The sequence below is a fragment of the Pseudomonas sp. WS 5079 genome, assembly GCF_012985465.1.
Classification (GTDB): Bacteria; Pseudomonadota; Gammaproteobacteria; order Pseudomonadales; family Pseudomonadaceae; genus Aquipseudomonas.
In genome coordinates, this window is sequence record NZ_JAAQWN010000006.1 from 217,230 (window position 1) to 241,615 (window position 24,386).

The 24,386-nt window shown below is 61.5% G+C and carries 22 protein-coding genes; 6 read left to right on the plus strand and 16 right to left on the minus strand.

Annotated features, from left to right (window positions below; translation table 11 throughout):
• Positions 1-65: 65 nt before the first annotated feature.
• The 3 genes from HBO05_RS17625 to HBO05_RS17635 all read right to left on the minus strand — a co-directional run bounded on the left by HBO05_RS17625 (position 66) and on the right by HBO05_RS17635 (position 2,238).
• A complete protein-coding gene (locus tag HBO05_RS17625; RefSeq protein ID WP_170042213.1) occupies positions 66-386 on the minus strand; it encodes a DNA-binding transcriptional regulator in 321 nt (106 codons plus the stop codon).
• Complete coding sequence (locus HBO05_RS17630) at positions 370-735, minus strand: type II toxin-antitoxin system RelE/ParE family toxin (protein WP_170042212.1); 366 nt, start codon at positions 733-735, stop codon at positions 370-372. The genes HBO05_RS17625 and HBO05_RS17630 overlap by 17 nt, the downstream gene beginning before the upstream one ends.
• Positions 736-966: 231 nt before the next feature.
• A complete protein-coding gene (locus tag HBO05_RS17635; protein WP_169953769.1) occupies positions 967-2,238 on the minus strand; it encodes an aminotransferase class III-fold pyridoxal phosphate-dependent enzyme in 1,272 nt (423 codons plus the stop codon).
• Between the two features lie 206 nt (positions 2,239-2,444).
• On the opposite strand from HBO05_RS17635, the gene HBO05_RS17640 reads away from it, so the two are divergent.
• Complete coding sequence (locus HBO05_RS17640; RefSeq protein WP_169953768.1) at positions 2,445-3,365, plus strand: LysR family transcriptional regulator; 921 nt, start codon at positions 2,445-2,447, stop codon at positions 3,363-3,365.
• Positions 3,366-3,592: 227 nt separating this feature from the next.
• Here HBO05_RS17640 and HBO05_RS17645 read toward each other — a convergent pair whose 3' ends face one another.
• The 10 genes from HBO05_RS17645 to bioB all read right to left on the minus strand — a co-directional run bounded on the left by HBO05_RS17645 (position 3,593) and on the right by bioB (position 15,979).
• Positions 3,593-5,371 (minus strand): acyl-CoA dehydrogenase C-terminal domain-containing protein, encoded by a 1,779-nt coding sequence (locus HBO05_RS17645; protein ID WP_172313564.1) that lies wholly within the window; start codon positions 5,369-5,371, stop codon positions 3,593-3,595.
• A 155-nt stretch (positions 5,372-5,526) separates the two neighbouring features.
• Positions 5,527-7,311, minus strand: coding sequence for an acyl-CoA dehydrogenase C-terminal domain-containing protein (locus HBO05_RS17650; RefSeq protein ID WP_169953766.1), 1,785 nt, complete (start codon positions 7,309-7,311; stop codon positions 5,527-5,529).
• A 90-nt stretch (positions 7,312-7,401) separates the two neighbouring features.
• Positions 7,402-8,694 carry a GGDEF domain-containing protein gene (locus HBO05_RS17655; RefSeq protein ID WP_169953765.1) on the minus strand — a complete coding sequence of 431 codons (1,293 nt, stop codon included), beginning with the start codon at positions 8,692-8,694 and terminating at the stop codon, positions 7,402-7,404.
• Between the two features lie 207 nt (positions 8,695-8,901).
• Positions 8,902-10,707: a phenylacyl-CoA dehydrogenase gene (locus HBO05_RS17660; RefSeq protein ID WP_029296902.1), complete on the minus strand. Its 1,806-nt coding sequence runs from the start codon at positions 10,705-10,707 to the stop codon at positions 8,902-8,904.
• Between the two features lie 286 nt (positions 10,708-10,993).
• Positions 10,994-11,275, minus strand: coding sequence for a pyrroloquinoline quinone biosynthesis protein PqqE (locus HBO05_RS17665; RefSeq protein WP_169953764.1), 282 nt, complete (start codon positions 11,273-11,275; stop codon positions 10,994-10,996).
• Positions 11,276-11,382: 107 nt separating this feature from the next.
• Positions 11,383-12,063 (minus strand): dethiobiotin synthase, encoded by a 681-nt coding sequence (gene bioD / locus HBO05_RS17670; protein WP_169953763.1) that lies wholly within the window; start codon positions 12,061-12,063, stop codon positions 11,383-11,385.
• The gene (gene bioC, locus HBO05_RS17675; RefSeq protein WP_169953762.1) at positions 12,060-12,872 is read right to left on the minus strand and encodes a malonyl-ACP O-methyltransferase BioC; all 813 of its coding nucleotides are present in this window, start codon (positions 12,870-12,872) and stop codon (positions 12,060-12,062) included. The genes bioD and bioC overlap by 4 nt, the downstream gene beginning before the upstream one ends.
• A complete protein-coding gene (locus HBO05_RS17680; RefSeq protein ID WP_169953761.1) occupies positions 12,865-13,596 on the minus strand; it encodes an alpha/beta fold hydrolase in 732 nt (243 codons plus the stop codon). Before HBO05_RS17680 ends, bioC begins: the two co-directional genes overlap by 8 nt.
• On the minus strand, positions 13,589-14,767 hold the full coding sequence (gene bioF / locus HBO05_RS17685) for an 8-amino-7-oxononanoate synthase (protein ID WP_172313566.1): 1,179 nt from the start codon (positions 14,765-14,767) through the stop codon (positions 13,589-13,591). The genes HBO05_RS17680 and bioF overlap by 8 nt, the downstream gene beginning before the upstream one ends.
• A 156-nt stretch (positions 14,768-14,923) precedes the next feature.
• Positions 14,924-15,979 (minus strand): biotin synthase BioB, encoded by a 1,056-nt coding sequence (bioB, locus tag HBO05_RS17690; protein ID WP_169953757.1) that lies wholly within the window; start codon positions 15,977-15,979, stop codon positions 14,924-14,926.
• Between the two features lie 92 nt (positions 15,980-16,071).
• On the opposite strand from bioB, the gene HBO05_RS17695 reads away from it, so the two are divergent.
• The 4 genes from HBO05_RS17695 to rarD all read left to right on the plus strand — a co-directional run bounded on the left by HBO05_RS17695 (position 16,072) and on the right by rarD (position 19,786).
• Positions 16,072-16,809, plus strand: a complete 738-nt coding sequence (locus HBO05_RS17695; protein ID WP_172313568.1) for a ComF family protein — start codon at positions 16,072-16,074, stop codon at positions 16,807-16,809.
• Positions 16,810-16,874: 65 nt separating this feature from the next.
• Positions 16,875-17,639 carry a TOBE domain-containing protein gene (locus HBO05_RS17700; RefSeq protein ID WP_170042275.1) on the plus strand — a complete coding sequence of 255 codons (765 nt, stop codon included), beginning with the start codon at positions 16,875-16,877 and terminating at the stop codon, positions 17,637-17,639.
• A gap of 125 nt (positions 17,640-17,764) precedes the next feature.
• Positions 17,765-18,739: a serine/threonine protein kinase gene (locus HBO05_RS17705; protein ID WP_032858595.1), complete on the plus strand. Its 975-nt coding sequence runs from the start codon at positions 17,765-17,767 to the stop codon at positions 18,737-18,739.
• Between the two features lie 162 nt (positions 18,740-18,901).
• Positions 18,902-19,786 carry an EamA family transporter RarD gene (gene rarD / locus HBO05_RS17710; protein WP_128593318.1) on the plus strand — a complete coding sequence of 295 codons (885 nt, stop codon included), beginning with the start codon at positions 18,902-18,904 and terminating at the stop codon, positions 19,784-19,786.
• 222 nt (positions 19,787-20,008) lie between these two features.
• Here the strand turns inward: rarD and HBO05_RS17715 are convergent, their stop codons facing one another.
• On the minus strand, positions 20,009-20,527 hold the full coding sequence (locus tag HBO05_RS17715; protein WP_172313570.1) for an ACT domain-containing protein: 519 nt from the start codon (positions 20,525-20,527) through the stop codon (positions 20,009-20,011).
• A gap of 480 nt (positions 20,528-21,007) precedes the next feature.
• Between HBO05_RS17715 and HBO05_RS17720 the strand changes: the two genes are divergently transcribed.
• A complete protein-coding gene (locus HBO05_RS17720) occupies positions 21,008-23,185 on the plus strand; it encodes a malate synthase G (RefSeq protein ID WP_172313572.1) in 2,178 nt (725 codons plus the stop codon).
• A gap of 66 nt (positions 23,186-23,251) precedes the next feature.
• On the opposite strand, the gene HBO05_RS17725 is transcribed toward HBO05_RS17720, so the two are convergent.
• Complete coding sequence (locus tag HBO05_RS17725; protein ID WP_169953750.1) at positions 23,252-23,641, minus strand: hypothetical protein; 390 nt, start codon at positions 23,639-23,641, stop codon at positions 23,252-23,254.
• A 128-nt stretch (positions 23,642-23,769) separates the two neighbouring features.
• On the minus strand, positions 23,770-24,216 hold the full coding sequence (locus HBO05_RS17730) for a response regulator (RefSeq protein ID WP_169953748.1): 447 nt from the start codon (positions 24,214-24,216) through the stop codon (positions 23,770-23,772).
• Between the last annotated feature and the right edge of the window lie 170 nt (positions 24,217-24,386).

Below are 24,386 nucleotides of genomic sequence, written 5' to 3' on the forward strand. Positions count from 1 at the left end.
CGTACAGCTAATCGACCCTGGCCGCGCGTGAGGGTTCAGTGGAATCTGGCACCGGGCCATCCTCCTCAGGCGAGGATCTCCAACCCGTGCTTTTGCACGATGCTCAGCAACTTGAGCGCCATGCCGCTGGGCTGCTTCTCGCCGGATTCCCATTGCTTGATTGTCGACGCACTGGTGTTCAGGTAACGGGCGAACACCGGTTGGCTGACATGACTGCGCTCGCGCAGTTGCTTGATCTGGTCGGCAGGTATCTGCGCCGGCACAGGCGCAATGCACATCTCATCGAACTCACGAAGGGTGGTCTTGCTGATGGCGCCGATCGAATGCAGCGCGCTGGCCGATTGGTGGATGGACTCCAGCGCTTCACTTTCATATTTTTTGCTCATGATGTATCTCCACAAACTCCCTGAGATCCAGTAACTGCTGGATCTGTATTTCGTTTAAGCCCTCATAGGCCTTTGCCAACGCCCTAAACCCAGCCAATTCCTTGTGGCTGATTTTGCTCTGGTCTTGTTTGGCGAACAGAAACTGATAAACCCAGTAATGCCTGCCCTTCGCCAGGACGATCGAACGATGACGGTTGTGATTGAGGCGTTTCTTCCAAACTCCGCCGCCCATATTATCCGCCTGCCCCCTGAGCATTTGGCCAAATGCCTCGCCCAATTCCATATCACCGATCCAGGCTTTGCGGGCAGCCTCAGCAAAATGCCGGCTTTTGAACAGCCTGAGTTTCATAGGCATCCATTCATCACAAACATACCACCCAGTGGTATAGATTAGAAAGAGCGCATACAAAATCCTTGCGCCCTACCGGCACTCCCTGCCGGTGCCCGCTAAAAAGCCATTTATTTCGATGAGGCTCAAGCCTCCTTTTCAATCCAAAAATTACACACAAAAAAACGCCCCCAACCAAAAAAATCAGGCTGGAGGCGCCGCGTATAACGCGAGACGGTTCAGGAATAAAGGTTAAACAGCAATGCCCTTGCGGCACTGCAGTTGGGTGGTATGCACACGGGAAAAAGCGCGGGCCAGACGCAGCAGCATTTCGTCAATATTGCTCTTGCTCACCGTCAGCGCCGGGGTAAAGCGCAGGCAGTCGGGTTGGGGAGCATTGAGGATAAGACCTTCATACAGTGCCGCCTTTACCACCGCATCTGCCGAATCATCTGACAAGCCCAGGCCCAACAAAAGGCCCTGGCCCCGCAGTTCGCCCTGGCCATAGCGGTGGGCAAGGCGCGCCAGGCCTTCGCCCAGGTATTGGCCGGTATCACGCACGTGTTCGAGGAAGCCGTGACCCAGCACGCTATCGAGCACGGCGACGCCGGCAGCGGCCATCAGGGCATTGCCGTGATGGGTACCTTCCAGCTCGCCCAGCTCAAAGCAGCAGGCCTTGCCGCGAGCCAGCAGCGCCGCCAATGGCACTCCGCCGCCCAGGCCTTTGCCCAGGGTGACGATATCGGCGCGCACGCCGTAGTGTTGTTCGGCCAGCAAGGTGGCGCAACGGCCCATGCCGGTCTGCACTTCGTCGAGGATCAGCAGGATGCCCAGCTCCCGGCACAGCCGCTCCACGCCCTTGAGGTAATGCTCGGTGGCCGGAATGACGCCGGCGTCGCTCTGGATCGGCTCCAGCATGATCGCCACGGTGTGCGCATCGACTGCGGCATGCAGGGCTGGCAGGTCGTTGAACGGTACGTGGCAGAAGCCCGGCAGTTGCGGCTCGAAACGATTGTCGCCAGAGGCCGCCAGTGTAGACAGGCTGCGACCATGACAAGCGTTGCTGGCAGTGATGATGCGATAGGCGCCACTGCGATGCAGTTGGCCCCATTTGCGCGCCAACTTGATGGCCGCCTCGCAGGCTTCCGCACCGCTGTTGAGCAGGTAGGCCTGGTCGCTGCCGGTGCTGTGGCACAGGCGGTCCACCAGGTTCAGTTGGCTGCGGTTGTGCAGGCCGCTGCCAGGGTTGATCAGCGCCTGCGCCTGGTCGGCCAACGCGCGCACCAATACCGAAGGGCTGTGGCCAAGGCTGTTGGCAGCACCGCCTTGGGTAAAGTCCAGGTAGGCACGGTCTTCACTGTCCCATAGCCAGGATCCCTGGCCGCGTACGAAAACCTGTGGCGGACGGGCCACGGTGGGCATCAATGATTGGCTGGAAAGCTCATCACGCAGCATCGGGGTTTTCGCGTCCAGTAACAGATCATCCAGGCTCGGTGCCGGGCGTCGCAGGTTGAACAGGTTCATGCCTGCACACCCCGCAGGTTGTTGGCAACCCTGGATTGGCGCAAGCCCGTCACGTCGTTTTTTGCCTTGCCTATGTAAACACCATCGCTGTAAACGGTATTCATCTCGCTTCTTGGCCCTGTAAGCCCTGTGAATAGGCGCTAGACTAGGCGCCTTGGGGGCGTACAGCCATTTCGATTTTCCAGCTTTTTCGATAAGCATTACTTATGGATTTCAAGCAACTGCGTTATTTCGTCGCGGTGTACGAGGAAGGCCATGTCGGCCGGGCTGCAGAGCGCCTGTCGATCTCCCAGCCGGCCTTGTCACAGCAAATCCGCCAGTTGGAGCAGAACCTCGACGTGAGCCTGTTCGAGCGCAGCAGCAAACGCCTGTTGCCGACCCTGGCTGCCCACACCTTGTACAACCACGCCCTGCCATTGCTCGATGGCATGCAGCAAGCCGTCGAGGCCCTGCGCCACTTCAAGGGCCAGGCGCTGCGTACCTTGGCCATCGGCGTACTGCAAACCGTGCATACCAGCCTGGTACCGCAGATGCTGGAACGGGTACGCAAGGCCCAGCCGCACCTGGTGGTGCAGATCTACGAGTTGACGGGCCTGGAGATCGAACGCCGCCTGCTCAACGGCTCGCTGGACATCGGCATCAGTTACTTGCCGGCACGCCAGCCCGGTTTGCACGGTGTGCTGCTGTATGAAGATGAACTGAAAGTGGTCATCCCATCCGACCATCCCTTGCGTGAATTCAAGAAGGTCTCCCTCAAGCAAGCGGCGGAACTGCCCATGCTGCTGTTGGGGGAAGAGTTCCAGGTCAGGCAGATCTGGCAGGCACAGTTGGCGAACCTGGGGCGCCGGCCACAGGTCCAAGCGGAGCTGAACACCATGGTGGGGATTCTCGACAGCCTGCCCCATACCAAACTGGCGACGGTACTGCCTGGCCGCTCCCAGGACGAACATAGCAGCCAAGCGCTGTTGTGGAAGCCCTTGAGCGAGCCACGGGTGCCGCTGAAGGTGGGGCTGGTGTGTCGGGATGTGCAACGGCAACAGGCGACGCTTGAGTTGCTGCGCACCTTGCTCGAAGACGTGATGAACGGTCCCCATGGGCCGACGGCCACAGTAGACGGGCTGGCCTGAACTTTTTCGCAGGCAATAAGAAAACCCCGCCGAAGCGGGGCTTTGCAGACTGTTTCCCTGACATCCATTTCACTCCGCCACCCTGGCAGAATCCTACGTGTCCCTGTTGTTGCTTTGCGCTTCCTGCGCGACGTCCATGTGAAGTAGATTAGCTGTGGATCCAATCTGGCGATAGAGGACGATTAGCAGCACGTCACGTAAGAGAATGCTTACACGCCCTCCCCCGCTTAGAACTGCGCTTCGTCCAGCAAGAACAGCGATTCACTGCCGGCTTTGACCGAGGCGCTCAGGGAGTTAATGCGCGGCAGCAGGCGGGCAAAGTAGAAGCGCGCCGTCCCCAATTTGCTGGTGTAGAAGTCTTCCTGGGCCTCTTTACCCAAGGCCGCCTTGGCCATCAGCGCCCACATGTAGGCATAGGCCATGTAGCCAAAGGCGTGCAGATACTCCACCGAGGCCGCGCCGATTTCATTCGGGTTGGTCTTGGCGCGGTCCAGCACCCAGGCGGTCAAGGTGTCGAGCTCGTCCACCGCAGCGCTCAGGGGCTGGGTGAACTCAGCCAGGTCGCTGCTGGCAGTGCTGATGAAATGGCGGATCTCATCGGCAAACAGGGTGTAGAACGCCCCGCCGCTGCCAACGATCTTGCGCCCCATCAAGTCCAGCGCCTGGATACCGTTGGTGCCTTCGTAGATCTGGGTGATGCGCACATCACGCACCAGTTGCTCCTGGCCCCACTCGCGAATGTAACCATGGCCGCCGAAAATCTGCTGGCCGTGCACGGTGGTTTCCAAGCCCAGGTCGGTGAGGAACGCCTTGGAAACCGGGGTCAGCAGCGCCACCAGGTCATCCGCGCGCTTGCGGGTCGCGGCGTCTTCGCTGAACTTGGCGGTGTCCAGTTGCATCGCCACATAAGTGGAGAACGCCCGGCCGCCTTCGTTTGCCGCCTTCATGGTCAGCAACATGCGACGCACGTCAGGGTGGTTGATGATCGGGTCGGCGATCTTGTCCTTGGCCTTGGGGCCGGTCGGCGAACGGCTTTGCAGACGGTCACGGGCGTACTCAACAGCGTTCTGGTAAGAACGCTCGCCAGTCGCCAGCCCCTGGATGCCGACGCCCAGGCGCTCGTAGTTCATCATGGTGAACATCGCCGCCAGGCCACGGTTCGGCTCGCCGACCAGGTAGCCAACGGCTTCGTCGAAGTTCATCACACAGGTCGCAGAGGCCTGGATGCCCATCTTGTGTTCGATCGAGCCACAGGTCACCGGGTTGCGCGCGCCCAGGCTGCCATCGGCATTGACCATGAACTTGGGCACCAGGAACAACGAGATGCCCTTGGGACCGGCCGGGGCGTCCGGCAACTTGGCCAGCACCAGATGGATGATGTTTTCGGTGAGGTCGTGTTCGCCACCGGTAATGAAGATCTTGGTGCCGCTGACCTTGTAGGAACCGTCCGCCTGAGGCTCAGCCTTGGTGCGAATAATCCCAAGATCGGTGCCAGCATGCGGTTCGGTCAGGCACATGGAACCGGCCCACACCCCTGCGTACATATTCGGCAGGTAGGTGGCTTTGAGTTCGTCACTGGCGTGGGTATTGATCGACACGCAGGCGCCGGACGTCAGCATGGGGTACAGGCCAAACGCCAACCCCGAGGAGTTGATCATTTCTTCGACCTGGGCCGATACGGCCTTGGGCATGCCCATGCCACCGTAGGCTGGATCGCCACCAACGCCGACCCAGCCGCCTTCAGCGTAGGTCTTGTAGGCTTCGGGGAACCCGGCCGGGGTAGTAACCACGCCGTTGTCCCAGCGGCAACCTTCTTCGTCGCCGCTGCGGCTCAAGGGGGCGATGGTCTTGGCGGTGACTTTGCCGGCTTCCTCAAGGATCGCCTCGACCGTTTCAGCATCCACGGTCTCGGCCAGGGCCGGCAGTTGCGCCCACAGCTTGGCAACCTCGAATACTTCGTTGAGGACGAAGCGCATATCGCGCAGCGGCGCTTTGTAGTCAGCCATGGCAAACCTCGTGAGAACGTTAAAAGTGATTCGGTAGGATCGGTTTCACAGACCCAGAGTGTAACCGAACAACTTTTGTGACACATAGGGTCTGCTTGTGACCAACAAGTATTTTTCAGTCACAACGTTCCCTGTAGGAGCCGGTAACCCGGCGCCTACAAGGCGAACAGTTCGGCAGGCAGGCTCATCAGGCAGTCACTGCCCGCTTCCACCGCTGCGCGATGGGCACTGGTGCGCGGTAACAGGCGCTTGAAATAAAACTCGCAGGTCGCCAGCTTGCCCCGGGCGTAATCGCCATCGCCATTGCCCGCATCCAACTGCGCCTGGGCCACCAGGGCCATGCGCAACCACAGGTAGGCGTGGATGATGTAACCGCTGTACATCAAGTAATCCAGGGCGGCGGCGCCGACTTCATCGGGGTTTTTCATCGCGGCCATGCCGACCTTGGTGGTCAATTCGCCCCATTGCTGGTTCAGCTCATTGAGTTGCGTGACCTGGGCCTTGAGTTGCGGGTGCTCGGCATGCGCCGCGCAAAACTTATGCACAATTTTGGTAAAGCCACGCAGCAACTTGCCCTGGCTGCCCAGCACCTTGCGCCCCAGCAAATCCAGGGCCTGGATACCGTTGGTGCCTTCGTAGATCGGCGCGATCCGACAATCGCGCACCAGTTGCTCCATGCCCCACTCACGGATAAAACCGTGGCCACCAAACACCTGCATGCCGTGGTTGGTCACTTCCAGGCCGGTTTCGGTCATAAAGGCTTTGCAGATCGGCGTGAGGAATGCCAGCAAATCCTCCGCTTCCTGGCGTTGCTGCGGGTCGTCGCCCAGGTGCGCGGTGTCCAGCAGTTGCGCGGTGAAGTAAGTCAGGGCGCGGTTGCCTTCGTTGAAGGCTTTCATGGTCAGCAACATGCGCCGCACATCGGGGTGCACGATGATCGGATCTGCCGGCTTATCCGGCGCCTTGGCGCCCGTCAGGGAGCGCATCTGCAAGCGGTCGTTGGCGTACTTGATCGCGCCCTGGAAGCTCGCCTCCCCCAGGCACAGCCCCTGCATGCCCGTGCCCAGGCGCGCATGGTTCATCATGGTGAACATGCAGTTCAGGCCCTTGTTGGCCTCGCCAATCAAGTAACCCTCGGCACCATCGAAATTCAGCACGCAGGTGGCCGAGGCCTTGATCCCCATCTTGTGTTCGATGGAGCCGCAACTGACCCCATTGCGCGCCCCGGAATCGGCGAGGAACTTGGGCACGATAAACAGCGAAATACCCTTGGTGCCAGCAGGAGCATCCGGCAACTTGGCCAACACCAGGTGGATGATGTTTTCGCTCATGTCGTGCTCGCCGGCGGAGATGAAGATTTTGCTGCCGGTTACCGCGTAGCTGCCATTGGCCTGGGGCACGGCGCGGGTCTTGATGATGCCCAGGTCCGTGCCGCAATGGGCTTCGGTCAGGCACATGGTGCCCGTCCACTGGCCGGCGGTGAGTTTGCTCAGGTAGGTATCTTTTTGCTCTGCGGTGCCGTGGGCATGGATCGCCGACATGGCGCCGTGGGTCAGGCCCGGGTACATGCCCCAGGAGGTGTTGCTGGAGCCGATCATCTCGCTGAGCACCAAGCCCAGGGAAGACGGCAGGCCCTGGCCGCCGTAGGCCGGGTCCGCCGCCAGGCCGTGCCAACCGCCTTCGACGTATTGTGCGAAGGCTTCCTTGAAGCCTTTGGGGGTGGTCACCACGCCATTGTCGAAATGGCAGCCTTCTTCGTCCCCCGTACGGTTCAACGGCGCAAGCACGTTCTCGCAGAACCTGGCGCCTTCTTCGAGGATCGCGCTGACCATATCCGGACTGGCCTCGGTGGCCCCCAGGGCAGCGTAGTGAGCTGGGAAATCAAACACGTGATCGATCAGAAAGCGCATGTCGCGCAGGGGGGCTTTATAGGCAGGCATGGTGATGTCTCCGGCGGCAGATTGTTTAAACCTACTGCCGCCAGGGGGCCCGGACAATCACTGTACAGGCGCTGAATACATCACCATCACTCAACCGGCAGCGCCCTGCATGCGCACCGCGCCACGGCGGTTCTGGCCAGCCGCCACCACGCAGTTACGCCCGGCGCCCTTGGCGTTGTACAGCGCCTGGTCGGCGCACTTAAGCACTTCTTCCGGGGTGCGCTGCTCGGCCTGGCGCTCGGCGACGCCGATGCTCACGGTGACCGAGACACTGGAATCGCCGCCGCCCGAACGGCGCTGGCGACCTTGGTGGTCGTCCTGGGGGCGACTGTCCTGATTGCGCAACTTGATGTGGTAGTTGGCAATGATCTCGCGGATTTCTTCCAGGTGCGGCAGGCATTCATCCAGGGTCTTGCCGGCAAACACCACGGCAAACTCTTCGCCACCATACCGATAGGCCCGGCCACCGCCGCTGACTTTCGACAGTTTGCTGGCGACCAACCGCAGCACCTGGTCGCCGACGTCGTGGCCGTGGGTGTCGTTGAAGCGCTTGAAGTGGTCGACGTCGCTCATCGCCAGCACATAGTTGCGCCCCAGGCGCTGCATGCGTTCATTGAGGGCGCGGCGTCCCGGCAGGCCGGTGAGTTCATCGCGAAAGGCCATCTGATAGGCCTCATGGGACACACCCGCAGCAATCATCAACATCACCTGGCTGCACATGATGTTCAGGGTGAACGGCAGGATGAAAGTCTGCGGCAACATCCAGAACATTCCCAGCAACCCTACCAACTGCGCGGCGTGCAGCGGCCGAGGCTCGCGCCAGTACTGCGCCGCCAATGCGACAAAGCCCAGCAGGAACATCGGGTACGACAGTTGGATCAAGCTCATCCACGCGCCATGCAGCGCCGGCCAGCGAATCTCCGCCAGCCAGTTGAGCAACGGCCCGGGGTAACTCTGCTCCAGGCCCAGGGCCACGCTGCCTACGGCAAGTAGCACCGCGCAGCGTGCGACAAAGTCGCGGAACAGGTGGGTTTTCTCCTGCCACAAGGCATAGATGCTGAACAGCAGCGGCAACAGCAGGCACACCAGGTGGAACACCACGGCGGCGTCTTCGCGCACGCGGCCATGGTCACGATAGAAATCGGTCTGGGTGTCCAGCAGGAAGTAGGCGACGTACACCGTCACCATCAGGAACAGTTCACGCTGGCGACGGTACACCGCGCAATAGGCACCGCCCAGCAATAGCACCAGGGTCGGCAGGACGTTGAACAGCGAGGTGAAGAAAACGCTGAGGTCCTTGACGTAAGCAGCCGACAACCCCGCCAGCAATAACAGCAACGATGGTAGGAAATGACTGAAACGTACAGCAGACGCGCGCGACAAGGGTAAAGCTCCGACCCACAAAAAAAGATGGCATAGTGCCTTCATTGCTCACAGTTAAGCACATTCAATGTGACCTGCATCACATTGCCATCACTGTAACGGCAGCAAGGAGCAATCCCTGAGCGCGCCGCTCAGGTTTTTTCAGCCTCCCACAAAAAAGCCGCCGCTCCCGAAAGAGCGGCGGCTTGGCAGGGAACCGGCCTAGGCTTAGTAGCCCAGGTCGAAGTTCTCTTCTTTCATGTCCATCAGGTTGTTGGCGCCCGACAGCATGGTGGCTACGTGGGTGCGGGTACGCGGCAGGATGCGCTGGAAGTAGAAGCGCGCTGTCTGCAGCTTGGCGGTGTAGAAGCCTTCTTCGCTGGTGCCGGCAGCCAGTTTTTCGGCAGCCAGGCGTGCCATGTCGGCCCAGAAGTAAGCCAGGCAGGCATAACCGGAGTACATCAGGTAGTCCACGGAGGCGGCACCGACTTCTTCACGGTCCTTCATGGCCGCCATGCCGACCTTCATGGTCAACTCGCCCCATTCCTTGTTCAGTGCAGCCAGCGGTGCGACGAACTCGCTGACCGCTGCGTTGCCTTCGTTGGCCTGGCAGAACTTGTGCACGATCTTGGTGAAGCCCTTGAGCGCTTCGCCCTGGGTCATCAGCACTTTACGGCCGAGCAGGTCCAGGGCCTGGATGCCGGTGGTGCCTTCGTACAGCATCGAGATGCGGCTGTCGCGAACGTTCTGCTCCATGCCCCACTCGGCGATGAAGCCGTGGCCGCCGTAGATCTGTACGCCGTGGTTGGCGGATTCAAAACCGACTTCGGTCATGAACGCCTTGGCGATCGGGGTCATGAACGCCAGCAGGCCATCTGCCTGTTTCTTGGCTTCGTCGTCGGTGCCGTATTTGACGATGTCTACTTGCTTGGCTGTGAAGTACACCATCGCACGGTTGCCTTCGGCGAAGGCTTTCATGGTCAGCAGCATGCGGCGTACATCAGGGTGCACGATGATCGGGTCAGCGGCCTTGTCCGGCGCTTTCGGGCCAGTCAGGGAGCGCATTTGCAGGCGGTCACGGGCATATTTGAGGCCACCCTGGAAACCGATCTCGGCGTGGGACAGGCCTTGCAGCGCGGTACCCAGGCGAGCGGTGTTCATAAAGGTGAACATGCAGTTCAGACCTTTGTTCGCCGGGCCGATCAGGTAACCGGTGGCCGCGTCGAAGTTCATCACGCAGGTGGCGTTGCCGTGGATGCCCATCTTGTGTTCCAGGGAACCACAGGACACCGCGTTGCGCTCACCCACCGAACCATCGGCGTTGGGCAGGAACTTAGGCACGATAAACAGCGAAATGCCTTTGGTGCCAGCCGGAGCATCCGGCAGGCGGGCCAGTACGATGTGGACGATGTTGTCGGCCATGTCGTGCTCACCGGCCGAGATGAAGATCTTGGTGCCGGAGACTTTGTAGGAACCGTCGGCCTGAGGTTCGGCCTTGGTGCGCAGCATGCCCAGGTCGGTACCGCAGTGCGGTTCGGTCAGGCACATGGTGCCGGTCCACTCGCCCGAGACCAGTTTGGTCAGGTAGGCATCTTGCTGCTCGGGGGTGCCGTGCTCGGAAATGGTATTCATCGCGCCATGGGACAGGCCTGGGTACATGCCCCACGACCAGTTGGCTTCACCGACCATCTCGCTGACGGCCAGGCCCAGGGATTCCGGCAGGCCTTGGCCGCCGTGCGCGACGTCGTGGGCCAGGCTCGGCCAGCCGCCTTCGACGAATTGCTTGTAGGCTTCTTTGAAACCAGTAGGGGTTTTAACGCCTGACTCGCTCCAGGTGCACCCTTCGATGTCACCGACGCGGTTCAACGGGGCCAGCACTTGCTCACAAAACTTGGCGCCTTCTTCGAGAATGGCGTCAACCATGTCTGGGGTAGCGTCCTGGCAAGCCGGCAGACTCTGATAGTGCGCTTCGTAGCCGAGCAGTTCGTCACGAACGAAGCGAATATCACGCAAGGGGGCCTTGTAGTCAGGCATAGCGATAAACCTCTGCTGATGAATCCTGGAATGAACAACCGCGTGGATTTGTTGTAGCGGTCAAACAGTTGTTTGAAACATACGTTTACGACCAATCCTTGTCAAGCGCCCAGCGGCTGCCGTTTGTCATGACGCAGGTCAACGCCAGGCGCGACGAGGCCTGCAGCGTGATGCCGCACAGGATTTCCAGGGGGAAAAATGGCAGGAGCCGGCTGGCCGGCGATAGCGGTGTGCCGGGCAGGCCGCGATCGCCGGCCAGCCGGCTGCTACAGGAGAGTCAGGGGGATCAGGCGTAGGTGTCGATCAATGTGCCGAGCATTTCGTCGGAAGCCTTGGCGACTTTCGCGCCCAGCTCCACCTGGAACTTGCCTTCGGCCAGTTCCACCATATTGCTCGCCGAGTCGGTCGGCTGGCCGCGATTGACCGCTTGCAAACGGTCATTCTGCGCATCCGAAGGCTGGCTGGTGGCGGCACTGGCAATTTTGCCGGCGGCCTGGTCGACGCGGTTCTGCCCGGCCTGGATAGTGTTCAGGCCCGAATAAAACGCGCTACTTCCAGAGATGTCCATGGCGTGCACCTGCCTTGCAATCAATCGTGAACCCTTATTGAAGCAGACAATCTGGCAAAAGGCCCGTCAATAACACTAATGGCATAATGCCTTATCGCTAGGAAAAACTAATCAAGCAAGTCCAGTTGCAGGTACTCGGCCACCGCTTCGGCCGTGGGCTGCTTGAGGCGCGGCACCCGGCCCAGGCACGGCGCCGGCAGGCGTTCGGCCAAGGTGGCGAGGTTTTCTTCCAGACGGGAGGTCTTCGGGTCGATGATATTGGCCACCCAGCCCGCCAACGGCAGACCGTCCCGGGCGATGGCTTCGGCGCTCAACAATGCATGATTGATACAGCCCAGGCGCACGCCCACCACGAGGATCACCGGTAGCTGCAAGGCCTTGGCCAAGTCCGACAGGTTGTCCTGGTCAGCCAGCGGCACGCGCCAGCCACCTGCACCTTCGATCAGGGTGAAATCCGCGTGTTTTTCGAGGATGTGCTGCATCGGCTTGAGCAGGGCCTGCACGGTCAACGCCACGCCAGCTTCACGGGCCGCCAGGTGCGGCGCGATGGCGGGCTCGAAGGCCAGTGGATTGACCTCGGCATAGGTAAGCGGCAACGAGCACTCGGCCAGCAAGGCCAGGGCATCGGCGTTGCGCAAGCCACGGGGCGTCACTTCACAGCCCGAGGCCACCGGCTTGCCGGCGGCGGTACTCTTGCCCGCTTGCCGCGCGGCGTGCAGCAGGCCGGCCGCAACGGTGGTCTTGCCGACATCGGTGTCGGTGCCGGTAATGAAATAGGCAGCGCTCATAGTGGTTTCTCCAATACGGCGTACACGACTTGATAGGTTGCCGGCAGGCCCTGAGCCTGGCGGAACTGCTCATAGGCCTGCACCAGTGCAACAATCCGCGCGCGGCCCGTCAAGCCACCCGGGCGTCCCGGGTTCAGATTATGCGCGCCCAAGGCTTTCAATTCGTGGGTCAGGCTGCGCACATCCGGGTAATGCAGTACATGGGGGCGCTGCTCCAGGCTCACCACACGCAAGCCACTGGCCGCACACAGCTGTTGATAAGCACTGAACGGGCGGAAGCGATTGACGTGCACCATCCCGTCCGCCGCCCGCCAACTTTCGCGCAGCTCATCCAGGGTGCCGACGCACAGGCTGGCAAACGCCAGCACCCCGCCAGGCTGCAGCACGCGCCGGGCTTCGCTGAGCACCGCGGCAAAATCGGCACACCACTGCACCGCCAGGCTGGAAAAAATCAGCTCGCAGCTGCCGTCCTGTAGCGGCAAGCGCTCGGCATCCCCGGCGATAAAATGCTCGGCACCGCCCAAGGGCCGTGCGTGATGGAGCATACCTTCGGCGATATCCAGCGCCAGGCCTTGGCCCTGGGCAAACGCCTGGTTCAATGCGCGGCTGAAGAACCCGGTGCCGCAGCCCAGGTCGAGCCAGCGCCGGGGCTGCAACGTCGACGGCAAGCGCCCGAGCAACTCGCCGCCCACATCACGCTGCAACGCGGCCACGCTGTCATAACTGGCCGCCGCCCTGGAAAACGACGCCGCGACCTGGCGCTTGTCGGGCAAGGCGCCCGGCAGTGGAGGATGGGACAAATCAGTCATCACCGCACTCATGCAAAAAAGCCTGGATCGCCCCCGCCACTCCGTGGGGGTTATCCAGTAGGAAAGCGTGGCCGGCCTGTTCAATCAGACCGACTTCAACATCTGGCAGTAACTTCAACAGGTCAGTGGCCGCCTCACAGGGCACCAACTCGTCCAGGCCGGCAAACAGATGCAACTGTGGGCCACGAAAAGCCTGCAAGGCCTCGCGGGTGTCCAGTTGCGCGAGCAGCTCAAGACCGCTCATCAATACACTGGACGGGGTAGCCGGCGCGCTGCTGACCAGCAAGCGCGCGATGCCCCGTGGGTCTTGCGTACCCTTGGCACACAGCAGGCCGAAGCGTTTGAGGGTGACTTGCGAGTCGGCATGGCAGCCGGCCAGGAACCCATCGAAAGCCTGCGCCGCCATCCCATTGGGCCAGCCCTCATGCGCCACAAAACAGGGGTTGCTGGCCAAGGTCAGCAAGCCGCAGCAGCGCTCGCCGCGCCGTGCCGCCAACTCAGAGGCGAGCATCCCGCCCAACGACCAGCCGCCCAGCCAGGCGTTATCCGGCAAGGTGGCGTCGAGTTCGTCGAGCCATTCGTTCAGGTCGCCGCCCGGCAGCGCCGGCAGTGGTTCGATATCCACCCGCAGGCGCTCGTCCAGGCCGCGCAAGGCGGCGGCCAAGGGCTCCAGCGGCGAGACACCCAGGCCCCAGCCGGGAAGCAATATCAGTCGGTCACGCATGGTCGGACTCCCGGCCTGACAAGCGGAAACACTCGTCCAATGCGTCTAACAATAGTCGTACCTGCGCCTCGCTGTGGGCGGCGGTCAAGGTCACGCGCAAGCGCGCGCTGCCGGCCGGCACCGTGGGCGGGCGGATGGCTGTGACCATGATCCCGCGCTCGCGCAGCATCTGTGACAGGCGTATCGCCCGGCCACTGTCGCCAACCATGATCGGCTGGATCGGCGTGAAGCTGTCCATCAACGCCAGGCCGATCTGCTCGGCGCCCTGGCGGAACTGGCGGATCAGCGTGCGCAGATGCTCGCGCCGCCAGTGCTCGCTGCGCAGCAGCGCCAGGCTTTTCAGGGTCGCGCAGGCCAGCGCTGGCGGTTGGCTGGTGGTGTAGATGTACGGGCGGGCGAACTGGATCAGGCTTTCGACCAGGTCCTCACTGCCAGCCACAAACGCCCCGGCGGTGCCAAAAGCCTTGCCCAGGGTGCCGACCAGTACCGGCACATCCTCCTGGCTCAGGCCGAAATGCTCGACGATCCCGCCGCCCGTGGCGCCCAGCGGTCCGAAGCCATGGGCGTCATCCACCATCAACCACGCGCCTTTGGCCCGGGTTTCGCGGGCCAGGGCCGGCAGGTCCGCCAGGTCGCCGTCCATGCTGAACACGCCGTCGGTCACCACCAGGGTATTGCCGCAGGCCTTTTCCAGGCGCTTGGCCAGGCTGACCGCATCGTTGTGCAGATAGCGATTGAAGCGCGCACCGGACAGTAAACCCGCATCCAGCAGGGACGCGTGGTTGAGCCGGTCTTCGAGCACCGTATCGCCCTGCCCCACCAAGGCGGTGACGGCACCGAGGTTGGCCATGTAACCGGTGGTGAACAGCAGCGCACGCGGGCGCCCGGTGAACTCGGCCAGCGCTTCCTCTAACTCATGGTGCGGAGTGCTGTGGCCAACCACCAAGTGCGAGGCGCCACCGCCCACGCCCCAACGGGCCGCGCCGGCCTGCCAGGCCTCGATGACTTGCGGGTGATTGGCCAGGCCCAGGTAGTCGTTGTTGCAAAAGGCCAATAACGGCTGGCCGTCCACCACCACCTGCGGGCCCTGGGGGCTTTGCAGCAGCGGGCGCTGGCGGTAGAGATGGTCTGTACGGCGGGCAGCGAGGCGCGCGGCGAGATCGAAAGACATGCTGGCCTCGATAAATCAGGTTGAATCCGACCCACTGTGGGAGCTGGCTTGCCTGCGATAGCGCAGGGTCAGTCGATCAATCAGGTGACTGATAGGTCGCTATCGCAGGCAAGCCAGCTCCCACATTTGGATTGCATTCCAATAGGGAGAAGGGGTTCAGACGGCAGCGTTGTAGAACTGCTCGCTGCTTTTCTGCTCGACCAACGCCTGCTCAATCGCCGCCTGGTGCACTTCATCGGCATGTTCTTCGCGGGCTTCGGGCAGGATGCCCAGGCGCGAGAACAGTTGCATGTCCTTGTCCGCCTGCGGGTTGGATGTGGTGAGCAATTTATCGCCATAGAAGATCGAGTTGGCACCGGCAAAAAACGCCAGGGCCTGCATCTGCTCGTTCATCGCTTCGCGGCCAGCAGACAGGCGCACATGGGATTGCGGCATCAGGATGCGCGCCACGGCGAGCATGCGGATAAAGTCGAACGGGTCGATATCCTCGGCATTCTCCAACGGCGTACCGGCCACCTTGACCAGCATGTTGATGGGTACCGACTCCGGATGCTCCGGCAGGTTGGCCAGTTGGATCAGCAGGTTGGCGCGGTCGTCCAGGGACTCGCCCATGCCGAGGATGCCGCCCGAGCAGATCTTCATCCCCGAATCACGTACATACGCCAGGGTTTGCAGGCGCTCGCTGTAGGTGCGGGTGGTGATGATCGAGCCGTAGAACTCCGGCGACGTATCCAGGTTGTGGTTGTAGTAGTCCAGGCCGGCCTGGGCCAGGGCCTCGGTCTGGTCCTGGTCAAGACGCCCGAGGGTCATGCAGGTTTCCAGGCCCATGGCCTTCACCCCTTTGACCATCTGCAACACGTAAGGCATGTCTTTGGCCGACGGGTGCTTCCAGGCCGCGCCCATGCAGAAGCGGGTCGAACCGATGGCCTTGGCGCGCGCAGCCTCTTCGAGGACTTTCTGCACTTCCATCAGCTTTTCTTTTTCCAGGCCGGTGTTGTAGTGGCCCGACTGCGGACAATATTTGCAATCTTCCGGGCAAGCGCCGGTCTTGATCGACAGCAAGGTGGACACCTGCACGCGGTTGGCATCGAAATGCGCGCGGTGCACGGTCTGCGCCTGGAACAACAGGTCATTGAACGGCTGGACGAACAGGGCTTTGACTTCGGCCAAAGACCAGTCGTGACGCAAGGTGGCAGTGAGGCTGGCGCTCATGGGCGATTCCTTGTTTATGCTTGGGCAAGCGCTGTGGGTAGGGCAATACCCACAGGCACGACACGGATGCTCGGCATATTTAAGGAAGATTCATGCACTGTCAACCTGACTACAAACATGAGGTTTACATCTGGCTAAAAAGCAACCAGATGTGCCTGCTCTGCGATGAAGCCACACATTCAGCCGCGACCCTGTGCAATACCTGCGAAATCGACCTGCCGTGGCTGACGGACGGCTGCGAGGTGTGCGCCCTGCCCTTGCCGATCAGCGGGCTGGTCTGCGGCCAATGCCAGCGCTCGCCGCCCGCATTCAGGCAAGTGGTCGCGCCCTGGACCTATGGCTTTCCGCTGGACAGCCTGATCAGCCGCTTCAAGCACCAGGGCAGATGGCCGCTGGGGCAGATGCTGGCCAGCCTGTTACGCCAATGCCTGCAAGACCGCTTCGACAACACCGAACTGGCCCGCCCCGACCGCCTACTCCCGGTGCCGATGGCCGCTAAACGCCTGCGCCAACGCGGCTACAACCAGGCCGCCATGCTCGCCCGCTGGCTGAGCCGGGACCTGGACCTGCCCCTGGATGAACACCTGCTGTTGCGCCCCCATGACACCGTTGCCCAGCAACAGCTGGACGCCAAACAGCGCCAGCGCAACCTGCTCAAGGCCTTTGCCCTGGCCCCCGGCGCGCAGGTGCAGGGCCAGCACCTGGCACTGGTGGACGATGTGCTGACCACCGGCGCCACCGCCCACAGCCTGGCCCGCCTGCTGATGCAGGCCGGTGCGCGCCAGGTCGACGTGTATTGCCTGGCGCGCACGCCCAAGCCCGGCACATGACTTGACTCTGGCGGCGCGTGCCCGCAACGTCCCGGGTATTCCAAGCCAGTGTGCAGCCGTTCGCCATGCCTTTACCGTCCCTGTTGAGCCAACATATTGTCCGCCGCCCGCAGCGCATCGCCTTGCTGCAACATATCGCCGAGCAAGGCTCCATCACCCGCGCCGCAAAAAGTGCCGGCTTGAGCTACAAGGCCGCGTGGGATGCCATCGATGAGCTGAACAACCTGGCGCAAAAGCCCCTGGTCGAGCGCAGCGTCGGCGGCAAGGGCGGCGGCGGCGCGCGACTTTCGGCAGAAGGTGAGCGGGTGTTGCGCCTGTATCAGCGCCTGCAAACCCTGCAAGCCCAGGTGCTGGAAGCCGCCGAAGACGCCAGCGACCTCAACCTGCTGGGCCGCCTGATGCTGCGCACCAGCGCGCGTAATCAATTGCATGGCCAGGTGGTCGCCATCGACAGCCACGGCCGCAATGATCGAGTACGCCTGGAACTGGCCGGTGGCTTGACCCTCGATGCCCAGATCACCCATGACAGCACCCTGCGCCTGGAACTGGAAACCGGTACGCAAGTGGTGGCCTTGATCAAGGCTGGCTGGCTGGAGCTGATCGCGGCTGACCAGGCGCCGGTGCCTGGGTTTAACTGCATGGGCGGCCAGGTCGAGGCCATCCTTGATGCCGATGATGGGCCCAGTGAGGTGCGCATTGTCTTGCCCAGTGGCCTGGTGCTGTGCGCGTTGGCAGCGCCCGAGCAGCTCAAGGCGCTGGGGGCGGGTGAAGGCACGCAGGTTCAGGTGCAGTTTGCGCCGAGCAATGTGTTGTTGGGCACGCCGGTTTAGCTGATCTTCAGGGCCCATCGCGGGCAAGCCCGCTCCCACACGATGGCACACGCGCCACCTATCCACGGCCCGGTGCGCTACCATACCCGGCCGGACGCGGCGACCTGCTGCGCGCAGGAGTTCGCATGGCCCACCCGTTTGAAACATTGACCCCCGACCTGGTTCTCGACGCTGTCGAAAGCATCGGTTTTCTCAGCGACGCCCGCGTCTTGGCGCTCAACAGCTACGAGAATCGTGTCTATCAAGTCGGCATCGAAGACTCCGAGCCGCTGATCGCCAAGTTCTACCGGCCCCAGCGCTGGACCAACGAGGCAATCCTCGAAGAACACCGCTTCACCTTCGAACTGGCCGAGTGCGAAGTCCCGGTCGTGGCGCCGATGATCCACAACGGCGAAAGCCTGTTCGAACACGCGGGTTTCCGTTTCACCCTGTTCCCCCGCCGTGGTGGCCGGGCGCCGGAGCCAGGCAATCTCGATCAGTTGTACCGCCTCGGGCAGTTGCTTGGGCGCTTGCATGCTGTCGGCGCCACCCGCCCTTTCGAGCACCGCGAAGCCCTGGGCGTGAAGAACTTCGGCCATGACTCCCTGAACACCTTGCTCGAGGGCAATTTCATCCCCAAGAGCCTGTTGCCCGCCTACGAATCCGTGGCCCGCGACCTGCTCAAGCGCGTTGAGGATGTGTACAGCGCCACGCCACACAAGAACATCCGCATGCATGGCGACTGCCACCCCGGCAACATGATGTGTCGCGACGAGATGTTCCATATCGTCGACCTCGACGACTGCCGCATGGGCCCGGCGGTGCAGGATCTGTGGATGATGCTGGCCGGCGATCGGCAGGAATGCCTGGGGCAGCTGTCGGAACTGATGGACGGCTACCAGGAATTCCACGATTTCGATCCCCGCGAACTGGCGCTGATCGAACCCCTGCGCGCCCTGCGCCTGATGCACTACAGCGCCTGGCTGGCGCGGCGCTGGGATGACCCGGCGTTCCCCCACAGCTTCCCGTGGTTCGGCAGCGAACGGTACTGGGGCGACCAGGTGCTGGCGCTGCGCGAGCAACTGTCTGCACTCAACGAAGAACCCCTGAAATTGTTCTGACCCCGGTAGGAGCCGGCTTGCTGGCGATGGCATCCTCAACAGCCCCCCAACCCGAGGGCGCCATCGCCGGCAAGTTTTGTGGCGATTGAGTTTTCAGCACACATTTGCTGACAAACATCCTTACAATCGCCGCATTGTTAGTTGCCTAAGCAAGGATTCTGCATGCAAGCCGCCAACCCGCGTCGCGGGTACATCCTGGGCCTGAGTGCCTACGTCATCTGGGGCCTGTTCCCGCTCTACTTCAAAGCCATCGCCAGCGTGCCGGCTGCCGAAATCATCGTCCACCGCGTGCTGTGGTCGGCGCTGTTCGGCGGTTTGCTGCTGCTGGTGTGGAAACACCCCGGCTGGTGGCGCGAACTGCGGGACAACCCCAAGCGCCTGGCGATCCTGGCGTTGAGCGGCTCGTTGATCGCGGGCAACTGGCTGACCTATGTGTGGTCGGTCAACAGTGGGCGTATGCTCGAAGCCAGCCTGGGGTACTACATCAACCCGCTGGTCAACGTGCTGCTGGGCATGCTGCTGCTTGGCGAGCGCCTGCGGCGCCTGCAATGGGTGGCCGTCGGGCTGGCCGCCGTGGGTGTGGCACAACAGGTGTGGCAGGTGGGGAGTCTGCCGTGGGTCTCGCTGGTGCTGGCGCTGACCTTTGGCTTCTACGGCTTGATCCGCAAGCAGGCGCCGGTCAAGGCGCTGCCCGGGCTGGTGGTGGAGACCTGGATGCTGGTGCCGATCGCCCTGGCGTGGCTGCTGCTCAACCCCACCGCCCATAGTGCCAACCTGGCGTTCTGGAGCACTTCCGAAGCCTGGTGGCTGGTGGCGGCAGGCCCGGTGACGTTGATTCCGCTGGTGTGTTTCAACGCTGCGGCGCGGCATTTGCCCTACACCACCCTCGGCTTCCTACAGTACCTGGCACCGACCCTGGTGCTGCTGCAGGCGGTGCTGCTGTTCGACGAACACATGACGCCCGCCAGCCTGGTGGCCTTTGTGTTTATCTGGGCGGGGCTGGCGGTCTACAGCGTTGATGCGTGGCTCAGCCTGCGCAAACGCTGATCAAATAACGTACAAAACCCTACAAGCCACGGCCGGTGTGGCTTGCAGGGTTTCACCCCAAGGTTATCCACAACCTGATCCCCGGCGTTTGTGCACAAGCCGTTGAAATTGCTCGTTTTTTGCTCAAAGCGCCACAAGCCACGGCCGGCGTGGCCTGGCGCCGGGTCTCTACAGCTTATCCACAGGCCCATGCAAGATTTCCATGAACAACCCTGTGGACGGTTATTCCTCGCTGCGCAGCTGCAACTCCACCATTAGATCGTCGGCCAGGGTTTCCAGGGCGGCTTGCAGCGTGTCCAGCGCCAGGCTGGACGGCACGGCCAACGCAGCTTCGGCGTGAAACAACGGGTCGCTGCTCATGGGCGCCGGGCGCACGTCGGTGCTCAGGCGTTCCAGGTTGACCCCTTGCTTGCTCAACAGTGCGGTGATCTCGCGCACGATCCCCGGCCGGTCATTGCCCACCAGGGTCATCAGGATCGGCTTGCTCGCCGATGCCTGCGCGCCGCTGCTCTCGCCCACCAGCACACGGATGCCATGGGTAGACAAGTCCTCCAGGGCGCTGACCAACTCGCTGCGGTTTTCCATCGGCAAGCTGACCCGCAGGATCCCGGCAAATTGCCCGGCCATATGAGCCATGCGACTTTCCAGCCAGTTGCCACCGCGCTCGGCAATGCAGTGGGCAACACGTTCGACTACGCCGGGTTTGTCGGCGGCGATCACGGTGAGTACGAGATGGTCCATGGCAACAGCCCTCTTTTATGGATTAGCCAGTATAGGCAGATGTGCTCATGTAGGAGCCGGGAACCATCGCAGGCAAGCCAGCTTCCACGTTGATCCCATGGCCTTGAAGAAAAACAAATCGTGTACCATTTTTATATTTATCTGGAACAATCCATTGGTTTTTTGAGAACATCCCATACCCCGCTGTGACCGTACAACCAAAGTGGGTCGCTAAACGACGTATTTAGTCTAATTTTCACAACCGCAACTCATCATGTAGTATGCCTCGGCGCGCACTACATAACGTTAGGTCGATGTCTGCCCAGGCGCCGTCAGAACCCCGAACACCTCGTCAGCAAGCCTTGCGCCGTTGATTGGAACCGCCCAGCCGCCGTTGATGGCATGTACTGGTGCCTTGGGTTTGTGGTTTAAATGGCCAGAGGCTTCATTGGTAAATTGAAAAGCTGAAAAGCGAATTAGCTCCGCAGAGTGAGGCAAGCAATGACTGAACACGTTCAAGTCGGTGGCCTGCAGGTCGCCAAAGTCCTGTTCGACTTCGTGAACAACGAAGCCATTCCCGGTACCGGCCTGACCGCCGACCAGTTCTGGGCCGGTGCCGACAAGGTCATCCACGACCTGGCACCGAAGAACAAAGCCCTACTCGCCAAACGCGACGATTTCCAAGCGCGGATCGATGCCTGGCACCAGACCCACGCCGGCCAGGCCCACGACGCGGTGGCCTACAAAGCCTTCCTGCAAGATATTGGCTACCTGCTGCCAGAAGCGGCGGATTTCCAAGCGACCACCCAAAACGTCGATGACGAAATCGCCCGCATGGCCGGCCCCCAGTTGGTCGTGCCGGTGATGAATGCGCGGTTCGCCCTCAACGCCTCCAACGCCCGCTGGGGCTCGCTGTACGACGCGCTGTATGGCACCGATGCCATCAGCGAAGCCAACGGCGCCGAGAAAGGCCAGGGCTACAACAAGGTGCGCGGTGACAAGGTTATCGCCTTCGCCCGTGCGTTCCTCGACGAAGCCGCACCCCTCACCGCCGGCAGCCATGTCGACTCCACCGGCTACAAGATTGTCGATGGCAAGCTGATAGTCAGCCTCAAGGGCGGCAGCAACAGCGGCCTGCGCAGCGATGCCCAGTTGATCGGCTACCAGGGCGATGCCGCCCAGCCCATCGCAATCTTGTTGAAGCACAACGGCCTGCATTTCGAAATCCAGGTCGACGCCAGCACCCCGGTCGGCCAGACCGACGCCGCCGGCGTCAAAGACATCCTGATGGAAGCCGCGCTGACCACCATCATGGACTGCGAAGACTCGGTGGCCGCCGTCGATGCCGATGACAAAGTGGTGATCTACCGCAACTGGCTCGGCCTGATGAAGGGCGACCTGACCGAAGAAGTGGCCAAGGGCGGCAAGACCTTCACCCGTACCATGAACGCCGACCGCACCTACACCGGTGTCGATGGCAACGCGGTGACCTTGCATGGTCGCTCGCTGCTGTTCGTGCGTAACGTTGGCCACCTGATGACCATCAACGCGATCCTCGATGCCCAGGGCAATGAAGTGCCCGAAGGCATCCTCGACGGCCTGATCACCAGCCTGGCCGCGATCCACAGCCTCAATGGCAACAACAGCCGCAAGAACAGCCGCACCGGCTCGGTGTACATCGTCAAGCCGAAAATGCACGGCCCGGAAGAAGCGGCGTTCACCAACGAGCTGTTCGGGCGCATCGAAGACGTGCTGAACCTGCCGCGCAACACCCTGAAAGTCGGGATCATGGACGAGGAGCGCCGCACCACGGTCAACCTCAAGGCCTGTATCAAGGCGGCCAGCGAGCGCGTGGTGTTTATCAACACCGGCTTCCTCGACCGTACCGGCGACGAAATCCACACCTCCATGGAAGCTGGCGCGATGGTGCGCAAGGCCGCGATGAAGGCCGAAAAGTGGATCGGCGCCTACGAAAACTGGAACGTCGATATCGGCTTGAGCACCGGCCTGCAGGGCCGTGCGCAGATCGGTAAAGGCATGTGGGCCATGCCCGACCTGATGGCCGCGATGCTCGAGCAGAAGATCGCGCACCCGCTGGCGGGCGCCAACACTGCGTGGGTACCGTCGCCGACCGCCGCTGCGCTGCACGCGCTGCATTATCACAAGGTCGACGTCTTTGCCCGCCAGGCCGAACTGGCCAAGCGCGAACGCGCTTCGGTGGACGATATCCTCACCATCCCCCTGGCGCAGAATACCGACTGGTCCGAGGAAGAAATCCGCAACGAACTGGACAACAACGCCCAGGGCATCCTCGGTTATGTGGTGCGCTGGATCGACCAGGGCGTGGGTTGCTCGAAAGTGCCGGACATCAACGATGTAGGCCTGATGGAAGACCGCGCCACCCTGCGTATCTCCAGCCAGCACATCGCCAACTGGTTGCGCCATGGCGTGGTCAGCCAGGCCCAGGTCATGGAAAGCCTCAAGCGCATGGCGCCGGTAGTGGATCGGCAGAACGCCGGGGATGCGCTGTACCGTCCGCTGGCCCCGGACTTCGACAGCAATATCGCGTTCCAGGCCGCGGTGGAGTTGGTGATTGAAGGGACCCAGCAGCCCAATGGTTATACCGAGCCGGTGTTGCATCGTCGGCGGCGGGAGTTCAAGGCCAGGAATGGTTTGTAACGGGTCACTGAAATGAAAAAGCCCTGGTCATATGGCCGGGGCTTTTTATAGGCCGTGTAGCAAGACTTAACTGACAATAATGACGTAGGTACCCGAAATTACGGCCTGCGAGCCAGCCCCAGAACCCGTTCCATCAACTGTAACGCCGGTCAACGTGCCCGAATGCACATTACCGACCACTTTCACCTGGATAGTGCCTCCAACCGAGTGAGTAAATGTGCGTCCAGCAGGATCCAGATAATCTATTTGAAATTGCGTATGCGGCAACGTATGAGTCCCCTGCCCCAGGGTCTGGCCGTAGTTAATTCCCAGGTGCGTAGTATCACTGGTCGCGACCAGCAGCACCCCAGATGACGAGCCAGAAAATTGATTCGGATAAAAAAGGTTATCGTGTCCATTTACACGCGCCGAGATATTCGCTTCGACTGTTGTGGTGCCATTACATGCATTACTCATGGTGAACTCCTGTTCGCTTCATTAGTTGGGGCGCCGGTCCCAAACCAGCACCCTCTCAACGATTAAACAGGCCCCCCTCAAACACCCGATACTGTGAAATCTGACAGTGCCGACCAACGGTCCCTCGGCTACGGAGCCATCCCCAACTCGCGCTTGACCATCTTCGCCAACTTCACGCTATCAATCGGCTTGAGCAAAAAGTCCACCACACTCAAATGCATCGCATCAATAACATCCGGCGCCTCGGCATCCCCCGACATGATGATGATCGGTAACGCCGCGCGGGTGGAGCCGCGCACTTTTCGGATCAACTCCAGGCCATTGCTGGGCGCCATGCGCAGATCCGTGATCAACAACCCGATGGAGGTACTGGAATTGAGCAGTTGCCATGCCGCCTCGCCACTGTCCGCCGTCATGCAGCGAATGCCATCGAGCCCGAGAATTTCCGCCAGCAGTTCACGGGCGTCTTTATCGTCATCGACGATCAGCACCCGTTGCGGCGGTAGATCAGGCTCCAGCATCACGGCGCTCAGCGCCTCGCGCTCGGCATCACTCAAAATATCTTGGTCGGGCATAGATTTCTCGGCAGTTTCTCTCAATCTCCCAGCACAGAAGTCAGACATCGCCGGAAGGGCGAACAATGTGCACTTCGTCGGATAGATTTCCTAGTGGGAGATCTACGGGGTTTGGACCATATTCATGTAAGGTTTTTCCCTAGTCATTGAAGGCCGGATAGCTACCTAGA